Source organism: Jeotgalibacillus haloalkalitolerans (assembly GCF_034427455.1).
GTDB classification, from domain to species: Bacteria; Bacillota; Bacilli; order Bacillales; family Jeotgalibacillaceae; genus Jeotgalibacillus; species Jeotgalibacillus haloalkalitolerans.
In genome coordinates, this window is record NZ_JAXQNN010000002.1 from 788,268 (window position 1) to 806,977 (window position 18,710).

Below are 18,710 nucleotides of genomic sequence, written 5' to 3' on the forward strand. Positions count from 1 at the left end.
TTTTGCAGCGTGACTTATGTTCCGAGGAGCTAGCGCCTGAAGCTGGACAAAGAGAAGAAAAAAGCTGACTCGATATGATGAGCCAGCTTTCGTCTTAGACTTTAAGCAGATGTTTTTTCTTCATCATCCAGATTAATTTCAGAACCATCTTCTCTGAGAAGAATTGGACGCTCCGTCTGCTCAACTGCACCTGGTGTGATGATACATTTTTTGATCTCTTCTCTTGAAGGAAGATCAAACATAACATCAAGCATCAGATTTTCAATGATTGATCTCAGACCACGTGCACCCGTTTTACGTTCAATTGCTTTTTTAGAAATTTCGCGTAATGCTTCTTCTTCAAATTCAAGTTCCACATCATCAAGCTCAAGCATCTTCTGGTATTGTTTAACAAGTGCATTTTTCGGCTTTGTCAAAATAGAAATTAATGCTTCTTCATCTAACGTCTCAAGCGTAGCAGTAACAGGAAGACGACCAATGAATTCAGGGATTAAACCGAACTTCAGAAGATCCTCCGGTACAAGCTTGGCAAGCAGTTCACGTTCAGTCAGATCACCCTTTGAATCACCTGAACCGAAACCGATCACTTTTTGACCAAGGCGGCGCTTAATGATCTGATCTACTCCGTCAAATGCCCCACCGACGATGAACAGGATATTTGTTGTATCAATTTGAATAAATTCCTGATGCGGATGCTTTCTGCCTCCCTGTGGAGGAACACTTGCAGTCGTACCTTCAAGAATTTTCAGCAGTGCCTGCTGTACACCTTCACCTGATACATCACGTGTAATAGATGGGTTTTCAGACTTACGGGCCACTTTATCGATCTCATCGATATAAATAATTCCTTTTTCGGCACGCTCTACATCGTAATCTGCAGCCTGAATCAGTTTTAACAGAATGTTTTCAACATCTTCACCGACGTAGCCGGCTTCTGTAAGTGATGTTGCATCAGCGATTGCAAATGGTACATTCAGAATACGGGCTAAAGTTTGCGCTAGAAGCGTCTTACCTGAACCTGTTGGTCCGATCAGACAGATGTTACTTTTAGAAAGCTCTACATCGTCCACTTTACTGTTTGATTTGATTCGCTTGTAGTGGTTATATACAGCTACAGAAAGTGATTTTTTCGCACGTTCCTGACCTATTACATAATCACCAAGAATAGAAAGAATCTCTTTCGGTTTTGGTACATCCTTAAATTCAACTTCTTCTTCTGTACCAAGCTCCTCTTCCACGATCTCCGTACAAAGTTCTATACATTCATCACAAATATATACACCCGGACCGGCAACAAGTTTTCTAACCTGTTCCTGGGTTTTTCCGCAGAAAGAACATTTTAGTTGTCCTTTTTCATCGTTAAATTTAAACATTTCTTTCACCCCTTTATCAGTCTTGCTCATCAATAGAGCATCTCTTTAACGCTGTGTAGCAAAAATTGTACCATACTGAACCATTAGACGGAACTAACTCGATTTTCCCGATATGTTTTGCAATTAAACCCTTATGTATGTACAGCTAAAACACAAACCTGTTAAGACTTTATTTATGTTATAAAACAAGGCACGATCTCATCGCGCCTTGCTTTAGTCTTACTTATTATTATGCAACAGTCTTGCTGTTTTCCACAAGAAAATCAATTGCTTTTTGTACACGAAGATCATTTTCAAGAATTTCAGTAGATCCGCCAAGCGCTGCTTTGATCTGATCAACTGACATGTTGAACTGCTCAGTCATGCTGCTAAGCTCTGACTCAACGTCTTCTTCAGTAACAGTAATGTTTTCAGCTTCAGCAATTGCTTCAAGCACAAGGTTTGTACGTACACGCTTAGCTGCATCTTCTTTCATCTGGCCACGAAGTGTTTCTTCATCCTGACCGCTGAACTGGAAGTAAAGGTCTAGGTTCATGCCCTGTGCACTCAGGCGCTGTTCGAATTCCTGCATCATACGGTCAACTTCAGTGTTAACCATTGATTCCGGAATATCGATTTCCGCATTTTCAGAAGCTTTTTCAACCACTGAATCACGAAGTGCCATTTCAGCAGCATTCTTCTTCTCTTCAGTCAGACGGTTTTTCGTCTTTTCTTTCAGATCTGCAAGTGTTTCAACTTCTTCGTCTGCATCTTTAGCGAATTCATCGTCAAGCTCAGGAAGTTCCTTTGCTTTGATTTCGTGAATTTTCACTTTGAAAGTAGCCGGCTTACCAGCAAGTTCTTCTGCATGGTACTCTTCAGGGAAAGATACTTCAACATCTTTTTCTTCTCCTGCAGCAAGTCCAACCAGCTGCTCTTCAAATCCAGGAATAAATGATCCTGATCCGATTTCAAGAGAGTAGTTTTCAGCCTGTCCGCCTTCAAACGCTTCTCCGTCAACAAATCCTTCAAAGTCAAGGACAACTGTATCGCCGTCTTCAACTTTTCCGTCTTCTTTGACAACAAGCTCTGCCTGACGCTCCTGCAGCTGCTTAAGTTCAGCATCTACATCTTCATCAGTTACTTCAGCATCAAGCTTTTCCACTTCAAGGCCTTTGTATTCACCTAATTTAACTTCAGGCTTAACAGTAACTTTTGCTGTGAAGATTAACGCTTTTCCTTTTTCCATTTGCTCTACGTCAATTTCAGGACGATCAACCGGTACGATACCCGCTTCGTCTACTGCGCTTGCGTAAGCTTCAGGAAGGATCTCATCAAGTGCATCCTGATATAGAGATTCCACTCCGAAACGCTTTTCAAACATCTGGCGAGGCATTTTTCCTTTACGGAATCCAGGTACGTTAATTTGCTTAACAACCTTTTTGAATGCACTGTCCAGACCTCTGTTAACTGTTTCAGCGTCTACTTCTACTGTCAGTACGCCTTCGTTTCCTTCTTGCTTTTCCCATTTTGCTGACATAAATAATTCCCTCCAAAACATCTATTAAGTTAATGGTTTCATGATCGACATGAAATCAATGATTCTTTCATTCTTCTATTAAGAATCCCATTATGCAACCATTTTATTATAACATACGCCACTTGTCTTTCAACTGCAAACCATTAGACCATTTCCACTTTTTCAAGCCTTCTGATTTCTTCCAGGAGTTCTTTATGGTCAAAACCGGTAAAGGCTTCTTCTTCACCCATATATTCACTGGCGAGTTTAAGATAAGCTTTTGAAATGATTTCTGCAGAATCTATTCTCCAGCTGAAAGGATAAAGTAAAAACGCATGTTTTTGCAAGAGCTCTGCTGCGATTTCTGCCAGCTGGGGCTGATCACTTTCATTTGAAAGGAGCGCTGCAGCTTTCTGATACAGCTCCTGATCAAAAGGTTCCATCAGCTCAGAAGGACTGACTGATATTTCTTTATTCCATTTGCATACAACCGTTTCATCTGCAATCCCCTGTTCCCTGAGAATATTCAGAAGCAGGGTCTTAACAAAAGGATGCGTTTCATCTTTTTCAATTTCAGTGATGATATCGTCTTTCACCGGCCTGATATTCTGCTTCGCCAGAGCTGCTGCCTGAATCATTTGCTGTTCAAGGTCCTTTTGTAATTGAAACGAATGAAATGATTCATCTTCTGATTCTTTGATCTCCTTTTGCTGCTTACCAAGGTCAATCAGACTTTTCAGCCGCGCTGCTTTTTCAGGCTGTATTTCATTCTCCTCCAAAAGAGGCTGTATAAATGAAGAAATCTCATCAAATCTTCTTAACTGAATCAGGTTCATCACATATAATTCCACTAATTCATCGTACTCGCCTGACCCTTCCTGAAGCATCCTCCTGCATAGATCTGCTGATTCCGACCACTGATTATTTTCATAGTAAGCAACTGCGAGTGAGGTGCCTGCCGCTACATCATTCTCATCTATTTCAAGGGCCTGCTCTAAAAGGCTGATGGCTTCAACATTTTCCTGATTCTGCAGCATGTCCAACCCCCGCTCTACCAGCCGGTCTTTTAATCCCGGGAACGGAATAACACGCCTGCCCTGCTGCTCAGCCATATATGATGAACCACCTTCCGTAATCTTTTTGAATGTAGTGTAGCATTGTCTTTTATAAAATGCCAAGAAAAGCACTGTTGCACAGAAAAGAACTGCCTCTTACAGTTGTAACAGGCAGTTTCAGAAAGCGCTTCAAAGGTGCGACGACCATCAAATATTTATATCAGGTATGTGATAACAGCAGGTTCATTTCTGTTTGACATTTAACGGACACGGTAAGTAAACCAACTTCTCTCATTATTAAAATAGATTACAGATCGTCGTCACCGAAACACTTCTGTACGATTTGAAAAACCGGTGAAGGCCTATATCATTGGGTTAATTGCTGTTGGTTGGTCCTGTCAGCAATATCCACCATATTTTCAGCTGAAATTCGAGGTACAAGTATACCCGCAACTAATTGATGAATGCTTACAAATTCATACTCACCTGATGAATGTTTGATAAGGACCCTCATATCTGTTTTTGAATCAGCTGCCTTTTGCAGATTTGGTATTTCCTCTTTTTTAGGTGAGCAGAGCAACTTTACACTTTCTGAATCACTCGGGTGATACTCAGGAGACTCCCGTAACGTTTTCTCTTCGTTTTTTCTCTCTCTCGCTTTCCGCGAAATATCATTATCCTTCCACCAGGCCCAAAGAGAAGCACCAATCGTGAAAATCAATGTGACAAGCTGTTCGATTTCTTCATCTTCGATAGGAAGAGGAGAGTAGCCGGCAAATACCAGTGATAGATTCAGCAGCGCAATGACGAGTGTAATTGTGCGGATAACCGTAATCGTTTCCATTGTTCAGCCTCCTTAAGAGAATAGTTTTCCAATCATCATTAAAATGAACGGTGCCATCATGCCGAAAAACCATTTGCATCTCATCTCCAGCGCCTGAATATCACGAGCGTTTACTTCGCATGCTTTATACGCTTCCTCTGATTTATCCTCTGCACGGTCTGCCAAATAATAAGCTTCATCTGCCCTTTTTTCTATCTTCGGATAACCGTTAACTTTTTCATCAAATCTCACAGCCCAGCGATCAAGCTTATGAATTTCTTCTGAAAGGTTTTTAATTTCTTCCTGCAGTTTCCCGTTCATCATGCTACCTCCAGTAAGTTTTTTATAGTGAAACGATCCTTTCACGAGGTGAAAACCGGCTGCTTTCTATCACTTTTTCTCTTTTATTTGCAGTTTTCATAGCAGCCGGCTATTACTCTATCTATACGAATATATGTTTGTAAGTCAAAAGCCGTTTTTTAATGTTTTATTTTTCAAGCAGTTTAAAAATGTATTTGTCCGTGTATAATGAAATATGGGATAAGCTTCAAATAACTTGAGCTATTCCTGAGAGCATGTCATATGCTCATGGTTAAGCGGTCAAATAGTCGTTTAGTAAAATGTGGCGGCGGGCAGCTGCTATTTTTTCTATACGATTCTTAACCGTTTTATCAGACGTTCCGAGTTGCTTGGCGGCTTTTCGGAATGAGTAGGACTTTGCGAATGCTATCAAAGCTTGTCGGCTTGGGTCGGTAGCATTCGCGGTCAGTTCATTGAGCAGTTGGCGCTGCTCTTTTTTTATTGCAATCATTTCCGGTTCATTACCGGTTGATGTTCTTACACTATGCGAATATCGTTCAATGTAGCTTTGATAGGTAAGTGACCTGATGCCGATATTTGCGATATGCCGGCGCAGCATGAGGAACAGGAAAGGCTCAAATTCGCCAATTCTTTCATCATACGTAACGACTGCTTTGTAAAATACCTCGTTTGCTTCAGATTCAACATCCTGCCACACAAGCCGTCGTTGGCGCGTCTGCTTACGGGCAAAATTGAAAACCTTGCCGGCGAAAATTCCATAGATTTCGTTAAAGTATAATTCGCAACCGGTTTTTTGATATTGCGTTATTAAGTTTTTAATGTGACACATGATCAGAACGCCTCCTTTTATTTTTATGTATTTATTTCACGGCTCAACGGAAAACGCGGAGAAAATTTGTAATTTTTATATCTTTTAATAAAATTTGTTAAAAAGTGATAAAAGATACATCTCCCGAAAAGCTATCTAACCGCTGATTACAGAAAAACGACGCCCTTCTGGTTAGAAGAACGCCGCTATTTTAACTCAATTTGACTGGTGAAGTAACCGCATACTCACTAATCTTGTGTTAAAGCTATGTATGGACTTCGCCATGCTTATGCGGTTTTTATACAGGCTCAGATCAGGCAGATTAATATCTTTACGGACCGTACGTTTGTTCTTTTCAATATAACTCAACTCTTATATCAGTCTGGTCGAACGCTGTCGCTTGTTAATTGGGAAAATTTTCATGTGATTAATGAGAAATTTTCATCTTTTAATCTTCAAGAGTGAAGAAACATTTGTAATTAGTACTTTTTTAGTTGGGAAAAGAACATAAGCCATCACCTAACCAAAAATTACCCTTAGTAATTTTTTGGTAAACGATCTGACAAACAGAAATAAATTGCTTTTGCAGTCTGTGAAAGCTTTCATGCTAACCACACATTTTATAAAAATGCCCTTTTGACAAATTCACTTTTATTAAATAAAAAAACTTCCCACATTTTGCAATGCAGGAAGTTTTTTGGTTAACGATTGTCAACCCGTTATTACGATTAAATGGTAGCGTCCCAGGAGCGATTCGAACGCCCGACCGACAGCTTAGAAGGCTGTTGCTCTATCCAGCTGAGCTACTGGGACATTATGTAGTCCGTCGTGTTAAGGACAATTATTATTATATAAATACTTTGATTAAAAGTCAACGCATTTTCAAATATTATTTTAAAATATTTTAAATGACTTAAAATGATACCTGATTTAAGGTTGTACCGTTCTGATTGTTATACAGGCAGAACGGTACTCCTCTTGATCATTCAGTCATTAAATGAACCATTCCATGATAATAGTTTATCATGCTCATTTGTATAAAACACGATTTCAACCTGAAGATTTTCAATACTGACCACTGCATATGTCGGCTCATTGCGGTCACGCGGCAGCCTGGTGCTACCGGGATTCAGAAACAGCTTACGGTCTAGCATTTCCGCTCCAAGCTGATGGGAGTGTCCAAAGATAATAAGATCAGCGTTGTTTTCATCTGCTTTGTAACGGATTCTGTCTAATGAGGATTTGATTCCATAAAGATGACCGTGGGTTATAAATACCTTAATATCTCCGCAATCCACGACTTCATTCTCAGGATATGACGAGTCAAAATCACAATTGCCTCTTACTTTCACAAATGGTTCCATCGCCCCCGAGTCAAACGGAAGCTCTGAATCTCCGGCATGGAACATGTAATCCACTTTATTTTCCCAGTGTTTCCTTACGTCCTTGATAATCTGTTCATCACCATGATTATCACTTACAACTAACAACTTCATCAGATCACCTCACTGAAACTGTGATTGTAATTTTCTGAGCGCGTTTGCCCGGTGGCTGATTTGATTTTTTTCATCAGCTGTCAGCTCTGCAAACGTTTTTTGGTATACCTCAGTATAAAAGATAGGGTCATATCCGAAGCCATTTTCACCACTTGGTTTTGCAGTTATATACCCTTCAGCTTCTCCTGTAAACAATAAGGTTTCTTCCCCCGGTTCAGCAAGTGCGAGGGTACAGTGAAAACGGGCGGTTCTTTTGTCATCAGGTACACCTTGAAGCTTTAATAGCACTTTTTCGATATTTTTCTGATCATCCTTTTCAGCACCGGCATACCGCGCAGAAAAAACGCCTGGTTCCCCGTCAAGCGCATCAACGATTAATCCGCTGTCATCTGCAATCACACTGACACCCAGCTGCTGTGAGATTGTCTCAGCTTTTAAAGCAGCATTCTCAGCAAATGTCACGCCTGTTTCTTCAACTTCCTCCAGTGCCGGATAATCAGCAAGCGTTTTAACTTCATAGCCGAGCGGATTCAGCAGCTTTTCAAAATCCTTTGCTTTACCTTGATTGTTAGTGGCGATGATGATCTTCTTCATGATTTTACATCACTCACAATCCTAGCAGTTAATTCTTCACCAAGAATTGATTTCTGTTCATCAATAATGCGTTCGATTCCCGCACGTCCGATACTCAGCATATCAAGCAGCTCCTGATGCGTAAATGAAGCTTCTTCCCCTGTGCCCTGAAGCTCTACAAACTCACCCTTACCTGTCATAACAATATTCATATCAACATCTGCTGTACTATCTTCAGCATAGTTCAAATCAAGGATTGGCTCACCACCTGAATTGATCCCTGCTGACACAGCTGCAAGAAAGTCCTTTACAGGAAATAAAGGAAGTTCTTTTTCCTGAGCCAGTTTCTCTATCGCAAGCGACATCGCGGCAAAAGCACCTGAAATTGAAGCAGTACGGGTCCCGCCATCCGCCTGAATCACATCACAGTCAATCCATACCGTTCTTTCTCCAAGTGCATCAAGGTCTACAACTGCACGTAATGCCCGTCCAATTAAACGCTGAATTTCCATCGTACGCCCACTGACTTTCCCTTTAGAGGATTCACGGATTGTCCGCTGTCCGGTCGCTCTGGGCAGCATCGCATACTCAGCTGTAATCCAGCCCTTTCCCTGACCTCTCATAAAAGGCGGCACTCTGTCTTCAACACTTGCAGTACAGATGACTTTAGTGTCACCAAAGGAAACAAGCACAGATCCTTCAGGGTGCATCAGATAATTTTTCTCTATCATTATTTGCCTCATGTCTGAGGCAGCTCTTCCATCAGGTCTCACATTTATTCACTCCATCTTTTATGTTGACTTTAAATAGCCGGCTGATGATTTATATATAAATCATCAGCTGCGTGTATGCATCAATTACTCTTTACAAATTTATATTTTAACGATAAAAGCCGTGATCAGCTCACGGCAATTTTACGGATTCCACCACCAGGGAAGGATCGTTCATCCATTCCCTTGCAACTTGTCCAAATATAACAGGAGAACCTGTTGTGTAATAGAGGTGCTGCTGTCTTTCATGGCGGGCATTTAACTCCCCACGGTAGGACAGGATCGCACTGACTTCTCTGGCAGTTTCGTCACCTGAGCTGATGACTTTTACTGACGGCCCCATATACTGTTCAATTAATGGCTGCAGCAAAGGATAATGTGTACATCCGAGAATCAGTGTATCAATCGGATGATGCCTCATATCACTCAGTGTTTCTGCAACAATTTTTTTCGCCATTGAACTGTTATACTCTCCACTTTCAACAAGCGGCACAAACTTCGGACACGCCTTAGGGTATGTCTGAATACTCTCTTTTAAACTGCAGAGCACTTTTTCATAAGCCCTGCTTTTGATCGTCCCGGCAGTACCAAGAATACCTACACAGTTATTTTTAGTATATTTGATCGCTGAGCGTGCACCTGGTGAGATGACCCCGATGACCGGAATGTCAAAAGCGGTTCTGATTTCTTCAAGTGCAGCTGCAGTTGCTGTATTGCAGGCAATCACCAGCATTTTGATGTCCTGTCTGTAAAGAAACTCAGCCATTTCCCACGTGAATCTTCTGACCTCTTCTTCAGGTCTTGGACCATATGGGCAGCGTGCTGTGTCCCCTAAATAGATGATTTGTTCATTCGGAAGCTGGTAGATGATTTCCCTGGCAACGGTTAAGCCGCCCACCCCAGAATCCATTACGCCGATTGCTCTGCTCAAGAAAAACGCCTCACTCTTATTTCATTTCTCCATGTAATTTACTTAGCACTTTTGCAAGAGAAGTAACTTCATCTTCAGTAAAACCTGAGAGAACATCACTTAAATCCTGCTGACGCTTTTTAATTACTTCTTCAATAATTCTTTCGCCTTCTTCTAACAGATGAATTCTCACTACCCGGCGGTCATGTTCGTCTTTCACTCTGACTACCAGACTGCTTCTTTCCATCCGATCAATTAAATCTGTCGTCGTGCTGCAGGCGAGATACATTTTATTGGATAATTCGCCAATTGTCATATCCCCTGCTTCAAACAGCCACTGAAGTGCCACAAATTGTGGCGGTGTGATTGTGTATTGACTGAGGATTTCTCTGCCTTTTTGTTTGATCAGTCCGGAAATATAGCGGAGGTCCTTTTCGATATCTGCTACAACCTCTTTTGGATGAAGCTCCTGCACTTCTTTTGTTTCCATCGTTTCATACACTCCCTATGTTTCGTTCTGTTAATATTGTCGCCTTTTTATAGGTAATAATCAAGAAAATTTAAATTTACATGATGTATGTAAAAACTGTCCCCCTTTAGAGAGACAGTTCTTCAAGCCTTAATAATTCTACAATTGCCTGAGATCTTCCTTTCACCCCAAGCTTTTGAATCACATTGGATATGTGATTACGTACGGTTTTTTCACTGATAAATAAATCTGAAGCAATTTCTTTTGTTGTCTTATCTTTAAGTAAAAGTATAAAAACTTCTTTTTCCCTTTTGGTCAGGATCGACGTTCTCCGAGCCACACTTTCTTCCCCCTTATCCATTAACACCGTTTGTTCAGTGTATGAATGCAGGCGGTAAGAAGTGAGCAATCAACCGTCTATTTTTGCAGCAGGTATGCCGAACAATTCTTTTTGTTCTTCAGTCCATGGAAGGCCTTTACCTGTTTTCTTTGCCATCTGGACCATTGTTCCGCGTCCACAGAATACCGGCTGATGATCAGCATTTACACCCATGTAATGGATATCAACTGAAGAATTCCCCACAGATGCCGCTTTTACATATACTCTTAACTCCTGATCAAAAAACACCTGCTTTAGAAAATCGCACTGCAGATTGGCTACTACCGGAATAGATTCGTTAGACGGATCAAGCCAGTTCTGCATAAAACCCAGCTGTTTCAGGAATTCAATTCTTGCCTGTTCAAAATAGATGAATGGCACTGTATTATTTAAATGGCCAAATAAATCAGTCTCTGAAAATCTTACCTTGACCGGGTAATAAAACTCAAAACCCGTTCTCCACTCTTCAAAATCATGTATGTATGGTATTCTCATCTGCCTGCATCCCCTTTGAAAAAATGAATGATGATTCATTTCTATTTTACATGAACAATATCCTTTTGAACAGAAAAAATCCAGATGCTGTAACAGCACCTGGATTGATCACTTTATACTTCCTTGTCACTTCCAAAGAAGTTTCTGAACATCTGAAGGTTTGTATCACGGTTAAGCGCGGCGATTGATGTAGTAAGCGGGATGCCCTTTGGACAAGCCTGCACACAGTTTTGTGAGTTACCGCAGTTAGATAGCCCACCATCACCCATAATCGCTTCAAGACGCTCATTTTTGTTCATTGCACCTGTTGGATGTGCATTGAAAAGGCGTACCTGAGACAGCGGAGCCGGACCGATAAAGTCTGACTTACTGTTCACATTTGGACAAGCTTCGAGACATACGCCGCAAGTCATACACTTAGAAAGTTCATATGCCCACTGACGCTTCTTCTCCGGCATACGTGGTCCAGGCCCAAGATCATAGGTACCATCAATTGGAATCCAGGCCTTAACCTTTTTCAATGAGTCGAACATACGGCTGCGGTCAACCTGAAGGTCACGGACAACCGGGAATGTTTTCATCGGCTCAAGCTTAATTGGCTGCTCCAGCTGATCAACGAGTGCCGTACACGACTGGCGCGGTTTTCCGTTAATCACCATTGAGCAGGCACCGCATACTTCCTCTAGACAGCCCATATCCCAGGAAACCGGTGTTGTTTTTTCACCTTTTTTATTAAAAGGGTTTCGTCTGATCTCCATCAGTGCAGATATAACGTTCATATTTGCGCGGTATGGAATCTCAAACTCTTCGAAATAAGGCGCAGAATTCTCATCGTCCTGGCGGTGTATTTCAAATCTGATGACTTTTTCTTCTGTTGCTGTTGCCATGATTATTTTGCTCCTTTCTTCTTAGAGTAATCACGCTTACGCGGTTCGATCAGTGACACGTCAACATCTTCAAAGTGGAATTCCGGTGAGTTTGTCGCTGGATTAAACTTCGCCATTGTTGTTTTCAGGAACTTCTCATCGTTACGCTCAGGGAAGTCCGGCTTATAATGAGCTCCGCGGCTTTCATCGCGGTTTAGCGCTCCGATTGTTACGACGCGCGCAAGGTGAAGCATGCCTTTCAGCTGACGTGTGAATACCGCTCCCTGGTTACTCCATTTAGCAGTATCGTTAATGTTAATACGCTTAAAGCGCTCCTGAAGCTCCTGAATTTTTGCATCCGTTTCACGAAGCTTATCATTATGACGGACAACCGTTACGTTATCTGTCATCCATTCTCCAAGCTCTTTATGGATCACATAAGCATTTTCATCGCCGTCCATCGCCATGATCTCTTCCCACTCCTGCTTCTTCTCGTTCTCGAAGCGCGTGTAGATTTCCTCAGGCATATCTTCAACGGTTTTTTCAAGTCCTTCAATATATTTAACTGCGTTTGGTCCTGCAACCATTCCGCCGTAAATAGATGATAGAAGTGAGTTCGCTCCTAGACGGTTAGCACCGTGAATTGAGTAATCACATTCACCTGCTGCAAACAGTCCCGGAATATTTGTCATCTGGTCAAAGTCTACCCATAGTCCGCCCATTGAATAGTGAACAGCCGGGAAGATCTTCATTGGTACTTTACGCGGGTCATCTCCCATGAACTTTTCATAGATTTCGATGATTCCACCAAGCTTGATATCAAGCTCTTTAGGGTCTTTATGTGAAAGATCAAGGTAAACCATGTTTTCACCGTTGATACCCAGCTTTTGACGCACACACACGTCGAAGATTTCACGCGTTGCAATATCACGCGGCACAAGGTTTCCATAAGCAGGATATTTTTCCTCAAGGAAGTACCATGGTTTGCCGTCTTTATATGTCCATACACGACCACCTTCACCACGAGCTGATTCACTCATCAGACGAAGTTTGTCATCTCCAGGAATCGCTGTCGGGTGAATCTGGATGAACTCTCCGTTTGCATAATATACGCCCTGCTGATAAGCAACTGATGCTGCTGCACCTGTGTTGATGACAGAGTTAGTAGATTTTCCGAAGATAATACCAGGTCCGCCAGTCGCAAGGATCACTGCGTCTGCTTTAAAAGATTTAATTTCCATTGTCTTCAGATCCTGCGATACAACTCCGCGGCAAACGCCATCATCGTCAAGAACTGATCCAAGGAATTCCCATCCTTCATACTTTGTTACAAGTCCGGCAACTTCATGTCTGCGAACCTGCTCATCTAATGCATAAAGCAGCTGCTGACCCGTTGTCGCTCCTGCAAATGCTGTACGGTGGTGCTGTGTACCACCAAAGCGGCGGAAATCAAGAAGACCTTCTGGCGTTCTGTTGAACATTACGCCCATACGGTCAAGCAGGTGAATAATACCAGGTGCTGCGTCGCACATTGCTTTTACCGGAGGCTGGTTAGCAAGGAAGTCCCCGCCGTATACTGTGTCATCAAAGTGCTCCCACGGAGAATCTCCTTCTCCTTTTGTATTAACCGCTCCATTTATACCGCCCTGTGCACAAACAGAGTGTGATCGTTTTACAGGTACAAGCGAGAAGAGGTCTACTGACATTCCAGCTTCAGCTGCTTTAATCGTTGCCATCAGGCCGGCAAGACCGCCACCCACAACGATAATTCTACCTTTACTCATTTTGTCACTCTCCTTACTGATATCAAAAGCTGCTCACTGCAGCTGAAAGTTCTTTTTATTAAACAAATGCAAGAATTGAACGGATACCAATGATCGTCAGTACAACAAACACACCAAGTGTTGCATACGTTGAGATCTTTTGTGAACGTGCGCTCACCGTGATACCCCAGCTGACCATGAACGACCATAAGCCGTTAGCAAAGTGGAACGTAGTTGACACGACTCCAAGTATGTAGAATGCAACCATCCATGGATTCGCTAAAATCTGCTCCATCATGCCAAAGTTTACTTCAGCTCCGAGCGCAGCCTGAATACGTGTTTCCCATACATGCCATGTAACGAAGATCAGTGTAATAACACCTGAGATCCGCTGAAGGAAGAACATATAGTTACGAAGCGTTCCATAACGTCTTGTGTTGTTCTTAGCTGTAAAAGCGATATATACTCCATAGATTGCGTGGAAGTATAAAGGAATAAAGATAATAAATAGTTCTAAGAAAATTCTGAATGGTAAACTTTCCATGAAATGCGCTGCATCGTTGAAAGCCTGTTCGCCTCTAGTAGCGAAATGGTTAACAACTAAATGTTGAATCAGGAAGATCCCTACCGGTATAACCCCCAGTAAAGAATGCAGCCTCCTCCAATAAAACTCTCGATTTTCCGCCATCGAATGTAACCCCCTCTTAAATAAATACAGCTGCTGAAAGCTATTCCCTAGAATGATAGTTTCAGCAAAAATTTCGCACAGTATAACATTTATGTGACAAATTTATTGTACTCCTCTAGTAATGGAGCGTCAAGAAAACGTATACATAAAAACAATTCTAAATATTTTATATCCAATTCACTTCACTATCAGATGATTTGCTAAATCCTGTTATTTATTTTCACAAAAAATTCACAAAATCACTTTTCACAATTTATTATTTCAAAAAACTGCTTATCTCTATGACAATATGCCGATTTCGCTATAAAATTCCTTTTAGACCTTACACTTTGCCAAACAACACTTTATAATGAAGAGATTGAAAGTGAGGTTCGGTTAAGCAATGAGCGATCAGGAAAATATCACACAGGACTTTTTCGGTTACCGGTTAATCAGAGATGAATTGATACCGGACCTTTTAGGCACTCATACAAAAGACATTCTCTACTGGGCAGGCAAAAAAATAGCCAGAAGCTATGCATGCAGTAACGAAGGCGAAATCATAGCCTTTTTCGAACGTGCAGAGTGGGGTGTCCTCTCTATCATAAAACAAAAAAATGATGAAATACATTTTGAACTTTCCGGGAATGTGGTCGAAGACAGGATTAAACATAATGATCCAGTTTTCACTCTCGAAGCCGGCTTTATTGCTGAGCAAATCGCAATGATTAAGCAATACCAGACTGAGGCTGTTTACACACGCAATAAGAAAAACTGTGTCCAGATAGAGTTGAAATGGGATCAGAGAGACCCATATTCAATGCCTTTAAGAAAAGCCGGTCTGTAATTTTTATCCAGATTAACTACTCAACTTTATAGTGAAATCTAAGTGCAGCGAAGCGTAAGGCGGCGACTCCGCGACGATTAGTGGGAAGCCGAGGAGGCTTAGCAACCACCGTCCGGAAAGCGTCCGCCTGAAGCGCAGCGAAACAGTTTAGAGCCTGAGACAAACTTTTGTCTCAGGCTCCCTTTTTAAACTTCAACAGATGCTTTATTTAAGCCGAAGCTTTCATGTATCGCATTTGCAGCGTGAATCATCTGGTCGGAATCCACAACCACTGATACCTTAATCTCAGATGTGCTGACCATCTTTACCTGAATATTTTCCTGTGCAAGTACACTGAACATCTGAGCTGCAACACCAGGGTTTGATACCATACCTGAACCGACAATCGATACTTTGGACAGATTGGTTTCGTGCTCAATTTCCTGGTAGCCGATCTCTTCTTTATGCTGACCAAGAATCTGTAATGTATCTTCCAGGGAAGATTCTTTTATTGAAAAGGACAAGTTTACTTTTCCGGTATCCAGCTTACTCTGGATAATAATATCCACATCAATATGGTTTTCAGCAAGAATTGAGAACACAGCAGGAAAACCTGTCAGCTCATTTTCAAGTCCTACCACTGTCATTCTGACAATATCCTTATCAAATGCTACGCCTCTTACGACTAAATGTTCTTCCATTGGTGCATCCTCCTCTATTAACGTTCCTTCGATTTCTTCCATACTTGATCTGACAGTCAGTTTAATCCCATAATTTTTCGCGAATTCAACCGCTCTCGGATGCAGTACACCTGCACCAAGGTTCGCAAGCTCTAACATTTCATCATAAGAGATTCCATTTAACTTTCTGGCACCTTTTACATAACGCGGGTCAGTGGAATAGACACCATCCACATCCGTGTAGATATCGCATCTATCTGCTTTTAACGCAGCTGCCAGCGCAACGGCTGTTGTATCTGAACCACCGCGGCCGAGCGTTGTGATTTCACCGTTTTCATCCATCCCCTGAAACCCCGCTACAACAATCACACGGCCTTCACTCAAAAGGCTTTCAACACGATTTGTTTTCACTTCAGTAATTCTGGCATTACTGAATACAGGCTCCGTGCGGATTCCAGCCTGCCATCCGGTTAAAGATGTGCTTTTATAGCCTCTGTTCTGCAGGGCCATAGCGAGTAAAGACGTAGACATCTGCTCGCCAGTCGTCAGCAGCATATCCATCTCTCTTTTTTCAGGCCGCGAAGTCATTTCCCCGGCAAGCCTTACTAATTCATCTGTTGTCTTTCCCATTGCAGATACGACAACAATGACATCATTGCCCTTTTCCTTTTCAAGGATCACTCTGTTTGCTACGTGATGTATTTTTTCAACAGACCCTACTGAGGTACCGCCAAATTTCTGTACAATGATTCCCACTTTATTTCCTCTTCCCTGACATTATTTCTCAACTGTTTACGACAATAAAAAAAGCAACAGGGAGAAAATCTCCCCATTGCTTTTGTACAGATCGAATCATCTGAATCGCACAGGTGAGATAGCTCTCCAGAACGTAAATGTTCTGACAGCCCTGCATTTTTTAAATACAGAACCAGCAGCAAATCTGATGAATGATTTTCTGCTTCGGCGGTCCGCACCTTTCTCACTGCTTCACAGGGGTTCATCCCCCTCTGCAGCGGTACTCTTTGCGCCCGCACCTCTATCACCACTTTAAAATAAAGTGTTTAATTGTAAGTCATTATAGCATGTGTCTATACAGGCAGCAAGATTATTCCTGTAATTTTTCAATGACTTTTTCAGCGGTCTTTGCCGGTAAGCCTGCTTTTACAATCTCTTCAAGCGGTGCTTCCCTCAGTTTTTTTACTGATCCGAAATATTTCAGCAGCTGTTTTTTACGCTGAGGTCCAACACCTTCAATGTCATCAAGTACAGATTGAATTGAGTTTTTTGCCCGCACCTGTCTGTGGAAGGTGATCGCAAAACGGTGAACTTCATCCTGTATACGCTGCATAAAGTAAAACTCCTGACTACGTCTGTTCAGCGGAACAACCTCCAGCGGATCACCGAATAATAGCTGGGAAGTATTATGCCGGTCATCTTTAGCAAGACCGGCTACAGGAATATCAAGACCAAGCTCATGACGCAAAATTTCTTTTGCCGCTTCAATCTGCCCTTTTCCGCCATCAATTACAATCAGATCAGGTAATGGGAGTTCGTCTTTTAATACTCTGGTATATCTTCTTCTGATGACTTCTCTCATTGATTCGTAATCATCCGGACCCTGCACTGTCTTAATTTTGTATTTACGATATTCTTTTCTCGCAGGCTTGCCATCCACAAACACAACCATCGCAGAAACTGCGTCAGATCCCTGAATATTTGAGTTATCAAACGCTTCAATTCTATGAGGGGTGTAAATATTCATTGCTTCCCCTAAATTTTCAGCTGCTTTGATTGTTCTTTCTTCATCACGTTCAATTAAAGCAAACTTTTCTTTGAGTGCAATGGAAGCATTTTTTGCTGCAAGATTCACAAGATCTTTCTTTTGTCCTCTAACCGGCTGTCTGACATTCGTTTCAAGCAATTCTTCCGCCATGCTCTGGTCGATCGTCTGCGGGATTAACACTTCCTTCGGTTTGAAATGATTCGGCTTCATGTAGAATTGACCGAGGAATGATAAAAATTCACCTTCTGCTTCATTGTAGATTGGAAAAAGTGAAACATCCCGTTCAATCAGCTTACCCTGACGGATAAAAAATACCTGGACACACATCCAGCCCTTATCAACTGCGTAACCAAAAATATCACGGTTCGTAAAGTCATTCATCGTCATTTTCTGTTTTTCCATGGTGGCTTCTATATGAACAATCTGATCGCGGAACTCTTTTGCACGCTCGAACTCAAGATTTTCTGCTGCCTGTTCCATTTTTACTTTCAGATCTTGCTTTACTTCTTTAAATCCGCCATTCAGGAACCTGGCGATATCTTCTGTCATTTGACGGTATGTGCTTTGGTCGACTTTGAACTCGCATGGTGCGAGACATTGTCCCATGTGATAATACAGACAGACCTTATCAGGCATCGTTCTGCATTTTCTTAACGGATACATTCTGTCGAGCAGTTTTTTTGTTTCATTGGCTGCCTGCGCGTTCGGGTACGGACCAAAATACTTCCCTTTGTCTTTTTTAACTTTCCTTGTAATCAGCAGTCTTGGATGACGCTCTGCTGTTACTTTAATAAAAGGGTAATGTTTATCATCTTTTAACATGACGTTATATTTCGGATCATGTTTTTTGATCAGGTTCAGTTCAAGGACAAGTGCCTCCATATTGGATGAAGTCACAATGTATTCGAAATCCTCTATTTCAGATACCAGCCGCTGGGTTTTCCCGTCATGTGAGCCGGTAAAATAGGATCTTACTCTATTCTTAAGCACTTTTGCTTTACCTACATAAATGATCGTACCCTGCCTGTCCTTCATCAGATAACAGCCGGGCTGGTCAGGAAGGACTGCAAGTTTATGTTTTAGTTGGTCTTTCATATGATTAGCCTCCTGCACGCTTGTTACCTTTATTTTACTCAATTCACTGCCATTAGCAAA

General features: G+C 41.8%; 19 protein-coding genes, 1 tRNA gene and 1 riboswitch. Of the genes, 1 reads left to right on the top strand and 19 read right to left on the bottom strand.

Translation table 11 applies throughout. The features are described from left to right. Positions 1-101: 101 nt before the first annotated feature. From clpX to UFB30_RS09125, 17 genes are all read right to left on the bottom strand, one after another. Positions 102-1,373 (bottom strand): ATP-dependent protease ATP-binding subunit ClpX, encoded by a 1,272-nt coding sequence (gene clpX / locus UFB30_RS09045; RefSeq protein WP_322421345.1) that lies wholly within the window; start codon positions 1,371-1,373, stop codon positions 102-104. Between the two features lie 229 nt (positions 1,374-1,602). Continuing rightward, on the bottom strand, positions 1,603-2,892 hold the full coding sequence (tig, locus tag UFB30_RS09050) for a trigger factor (RefSeq protein WP_322421346.1): 1,290 nt from the start codon (positions 2,890-2,892) through the stop codon (positions 1,603-1,605). Positions 2,893-3,035: 143 nt separating this feature from the next. Beyond that, positions 3,036-3,983, bottom strand: a complete 948-nt coding sequence (locus UFB30_RS09055) for a tetratricopeptide repeat protein (RefSeq protein WP_322421347.1) — start codon at positions 3,981-3,983, stop codon at positions 3,036-3,038. A gap of 310 nt (positions 3,984-4,293) precedes the next feature. After that, positions 4,294-4,770 carry a phage holin gene (locus UFB30_RS09060; protein ID WP_322421348.1) on the bottom strand — a complete coding sequence of 159 codons (477 nt, stop codon included), beginning with the start codon at positions 4,768-4,770 and terminating at the stop codon, positions 4,294-4,296. 12 nt (positions 4,771-4,782) lie between these two features. Continuing rightward, positions 4,783-5,070 (bottom strand): hypothetical protein, encoded by a 288-nt coding sequence (locus UFB30_RS09065; protein ID WP_322421349.1) that lies wholly within the window; start codon positions 5,068-5,070, stop codon positions 4,783-4,785. 271 nt (positions 5,071-5,341) lie between these two features. Beyond that, positions 5,342-5,899: an RNA polymerase sigma factor gene (locus tag UFB30_RS09070; RefSeq protein WP_322421350.1), complete on the bottom strand. Its 558-nt coding sequence runs from the start codon at positions 5,897-5,899 to the stop codon at positions 5,342-5,344. Positions 5,900-6,617: 718 nt separating this feature from the next. Next, positions 6,618-6,691: transfer RNA gene (locus UFB30_RS09075), tRNA-Arg, on the bottom strand. Positions 6,692-6,864: 173 nt separating this feature from the next. Beyond that, positions 6,865-7,374, bottom strand: a complete 510-nt coding sequence (locus UFB30_RS09080; RefSeq protein ID WP_322421351.1) for a metallophosphoesterase — start codon at positions 7,372-7,374, stop codon at positions 6,865-6,867. Positions 7,375-7,383: 9 nt separating this feature from the next. Continuing rightward, complete coding sequence (locus UFB30_RS09085) at positions 7,384-7,968, bottom strand: XTP/dITP diphosphatase (protein WP_322421352.1); 585 nt, start codon at positions 7,966-7,968, stop codon at positions 7,384-7,386. Beyond that, positions 7,965-8,720, bottom strand: a complete 756-nt coding sequence (gene rph, locus UFB30_RS09090; RefSeq protein WP_322421353.1) for a ribonuclease PH — start codon at positions 8,718-8,720, stop codon at positions 7,965-7,967. The genes UFB30_RS09085 and rph overlap by 4 nt, the downstream gene beginning before the upstream one ends. A gap of 130 nt (positions 8,721-8,850) precedes the next feature. After that, the gene (gene racE, locus UFB30_RS09095; RefSeq protein WP_322421354.1) at positions 8,851-9,648 is read right to left on the bottom strand and encodes a glutamate racemase; all 798 of its coding nucleotides are present in this window, start codon (positions 9,646-9,648) and stop codon (positions 8,851-8,853) included. A 16-nt stretch (positions 9,649-9,664) separates the two neighbouring features. Next, complete coding sequence (locus UFB30_RS09100) at positions 9,665-10,117, bottom strand: MarR family winged helix-turn-helix transcriptional regulator (RefSeq protein ID WP_322421355.1); 453 nt, start codon at positions 10,115-10,117, stop codon at positions 9,665-9,667. A 106-nt stretch (positions 10,118-10,223) separates the two neighbouring features. Next, complete coding sequence (locus UFB30_RS09105; protein ID WP_322421356.1) at positions 10,224-10,436, bottom strand: helix-turn-helix domain-containing protein; 213 nt, start codon at positions 10,434-10,436, stop codon at positions 10,224-10,226. Between the two features lie 69 nt (positions 10,437-10,505). Continuing rightward, a complete protein-coding gene (locus tag UFB30_RS09110) occupies positions 10,506-10,970 on the bottom strand; it encodes an acyl-CoA thioesterase (protein ID WP_322421357.1) in 465 nt (154 codons plus the stop codon). Positions 10,971-11,083: 113 nt separating this feature from the next. Beyond that, positions 11,084-11,857, bottom strand: coding sequence for a succinate dehydrogenase iron-sulfur subunit (gene sdhB, locus UFB30_RS09115; RefSeq protein ID WP_039810189.1), 774 nt, complete (start codon positions 11,855-11,857; stop codon positions 11,084-11,086). A gap of 2 nt (positions 11,858-11,859) precedes the next feature. After that, positions 11,860-13,620: a succinate dehydrogenase flavoprotein subunit gene (gene sdhA / locus UFB30_RS09120; RefSeq protein WP_322421358.1), complete on the bottom strand. Its 1,761-nt coding sequence runs from the start codon at positions 13,618-13,620 to the stop codon at positions 11,860-11,862. Between the two features lie 58 nt (positions 13,621-13,678). Next, positions 13,679-14,287 carry a succinate dehydrogenase cytochrome b558 subunit gene (locus tag UFB30_RS09125; protein WP_322421359.1) on the bottom strand — a complete coding sequence of 203 codons (609 nt, stop codon included), beginning with the start codon at positions 14,285-14,287 and terminating at the stop codon, positions 13,679-13,681. 382 nt (positions 14,288-14,669) lie between these two features. Here UFB30_RS09125 and UFB30_RS09130 point away from each other — a divergent pair, with 382 nt between their 5' ends. After that, positions 14,670-15,113, top strand: coding sequence for a YslB family protein (locus tag UFB30_RS09130; protein WP_322421360.1), 444 nt, complete (start codon positions 14,670-14,672; stop codon positions 15,111-15,113). Between the two features lie 185 nt (positions 15,114-15,298). Here the strand turns inward: UFB30_RS09130 and UFB30_RS09135 are convergent, their stop codons facing one another. Together UFB30_RS09135 and uvrC are read right to left on the bottom strand one after the other, a co-directional pair. Continuing rightward, positions 15,299-16,528 carry an aspartate kinase gene (locus UFB30_RS09135; protein ID WP_322421361.1) on the bottom strand — a complete coding sequence of 410 codons (1,230 nt, stop codon included), beginning with the start codon at positions 16,526-16,528 and terminating at the stop codon, positions 15,299-15,301. Between the two features lie 111 nt (positions 16,529-16,639). Then, positions 16,640-16,819: riboswitch (Lysine riboswitch) on the bottom strand. 58 nt (positions 16,820-16,877) lie between these two features. Continuing rightward, the gene (gene uvrC / locus UFB30_RS09140) at positions 16,878-18,650 is read right to left on the bottom strand and encodes an excinuclease ABC subunit UvrC (RefSeq protein ID WP_322421362.1); all 1,773 of its coding nucleotides are present in this window, start codon (positions 18,648-18,650) and stop codon (positions 16,878-16,880) included. Positions 18,651-18,710 lie beyond the last annotated feature (60 nt).

Coding starts and splice junctions, on each gene's coding strand:
- uvrC (WP_322421362.1), bottom strand. CDS start 18,650: ATGAAAGACCAACTAAAACATAAACTTGCAGTCCTTCCTGACCAGCCC.
- UFB30_RS09100 (WP_322421355.1), bottom strand. CDS start 10,117: ATGGAAACAAAAGAAGTGCAGGAGCTTCATCCAAAAGAGGTTGTAGCA.
- clpX (WP_322421345.1), bottom strand. CDS start 1,373: ATGTTTAAATTTAACGATGAAAAAGGACAACTAAAATGTTCTTTCTGC.
- UFB30_RS09060 (WP_322421348.1), bottom strand. CDS start 4,770: ATGGAAACGATTACGGTTATCCGCACAATTACACTCGTCATTGCGCTG.
- UFB30_RS09130 (WP_322421360.1), top strand. CDS start 14,670: ATGAGCGATCAGGAAAATATCACACAGGACTTTTTCGGTTACCGGTTA.
- sdhB (WP_039810189.1), bottom strand. CDS start 11,857: ATGGCAACAGCAACAGAAGAAAAAGTCATCAGATTTGAAATACACCGC.
- UFB30_RS09070 (WP_322421350.1), bottom strand. CDS start 5,899: ATGTGTCACATTAAAAACTTAATAACGCAATATCAAAAAACCGGTTGC.
- UFB30_RS09055 (WP_322421347.1), bottom strand. CDS start 3,983: ATGGCTGAGCAGCAGGGCAGGCGTGTTATTCCGTTCCCGGGATTAAAA.
- UFB30_RS09125 (WP_322421359.1), bottom strand. CDS start 14,287: ATGGCGGAAAATCGAGAGTTTTATTGGAGGAGGCTGCATTCTTTACTG.
- UFB30_RS09110 (WP_322421357.1), bottom strand. CDS start 10,970: ATGAGAATACCATACATACATGATTTTGAAGAGTGGAGAACGGGTTTT.
- UFB30_RS09085 (WP_322421352.1), bottom strand. CDS start 7,968: ATGAAGAAGATCATCATCGCCACTAACAATCAAGGTAAAGCAAAGGAT.
- sdhA (WP_322421358.1), bottom strand. CDS start 13,620: ATGAGTAAAGGTAGAATTATCGTTGTGGGTGGCGGTCTTGCCGGCCTG.
- UFB30_RS09065 (WP_322421349.1), bottom strand. CDS start 5,070: ATGAACGGGAAACTGCAGGAAGAAATTAAAAACCTTTCAGAAGAAATT.
- tig (WP_322421346.1), bottom strand. CDS start 2,892: ATGTCAGCAAAATGGGAAAAGCAAGAAGGAAACGAAGGCGTACTGACA.
- UFB30_RS09080 (WP_322421351.1), bottom strand. CDS start 7,374: ATGAAGTTGTTAGTTGTAAGTGATAATCATGGTGATGAACAGATTATC.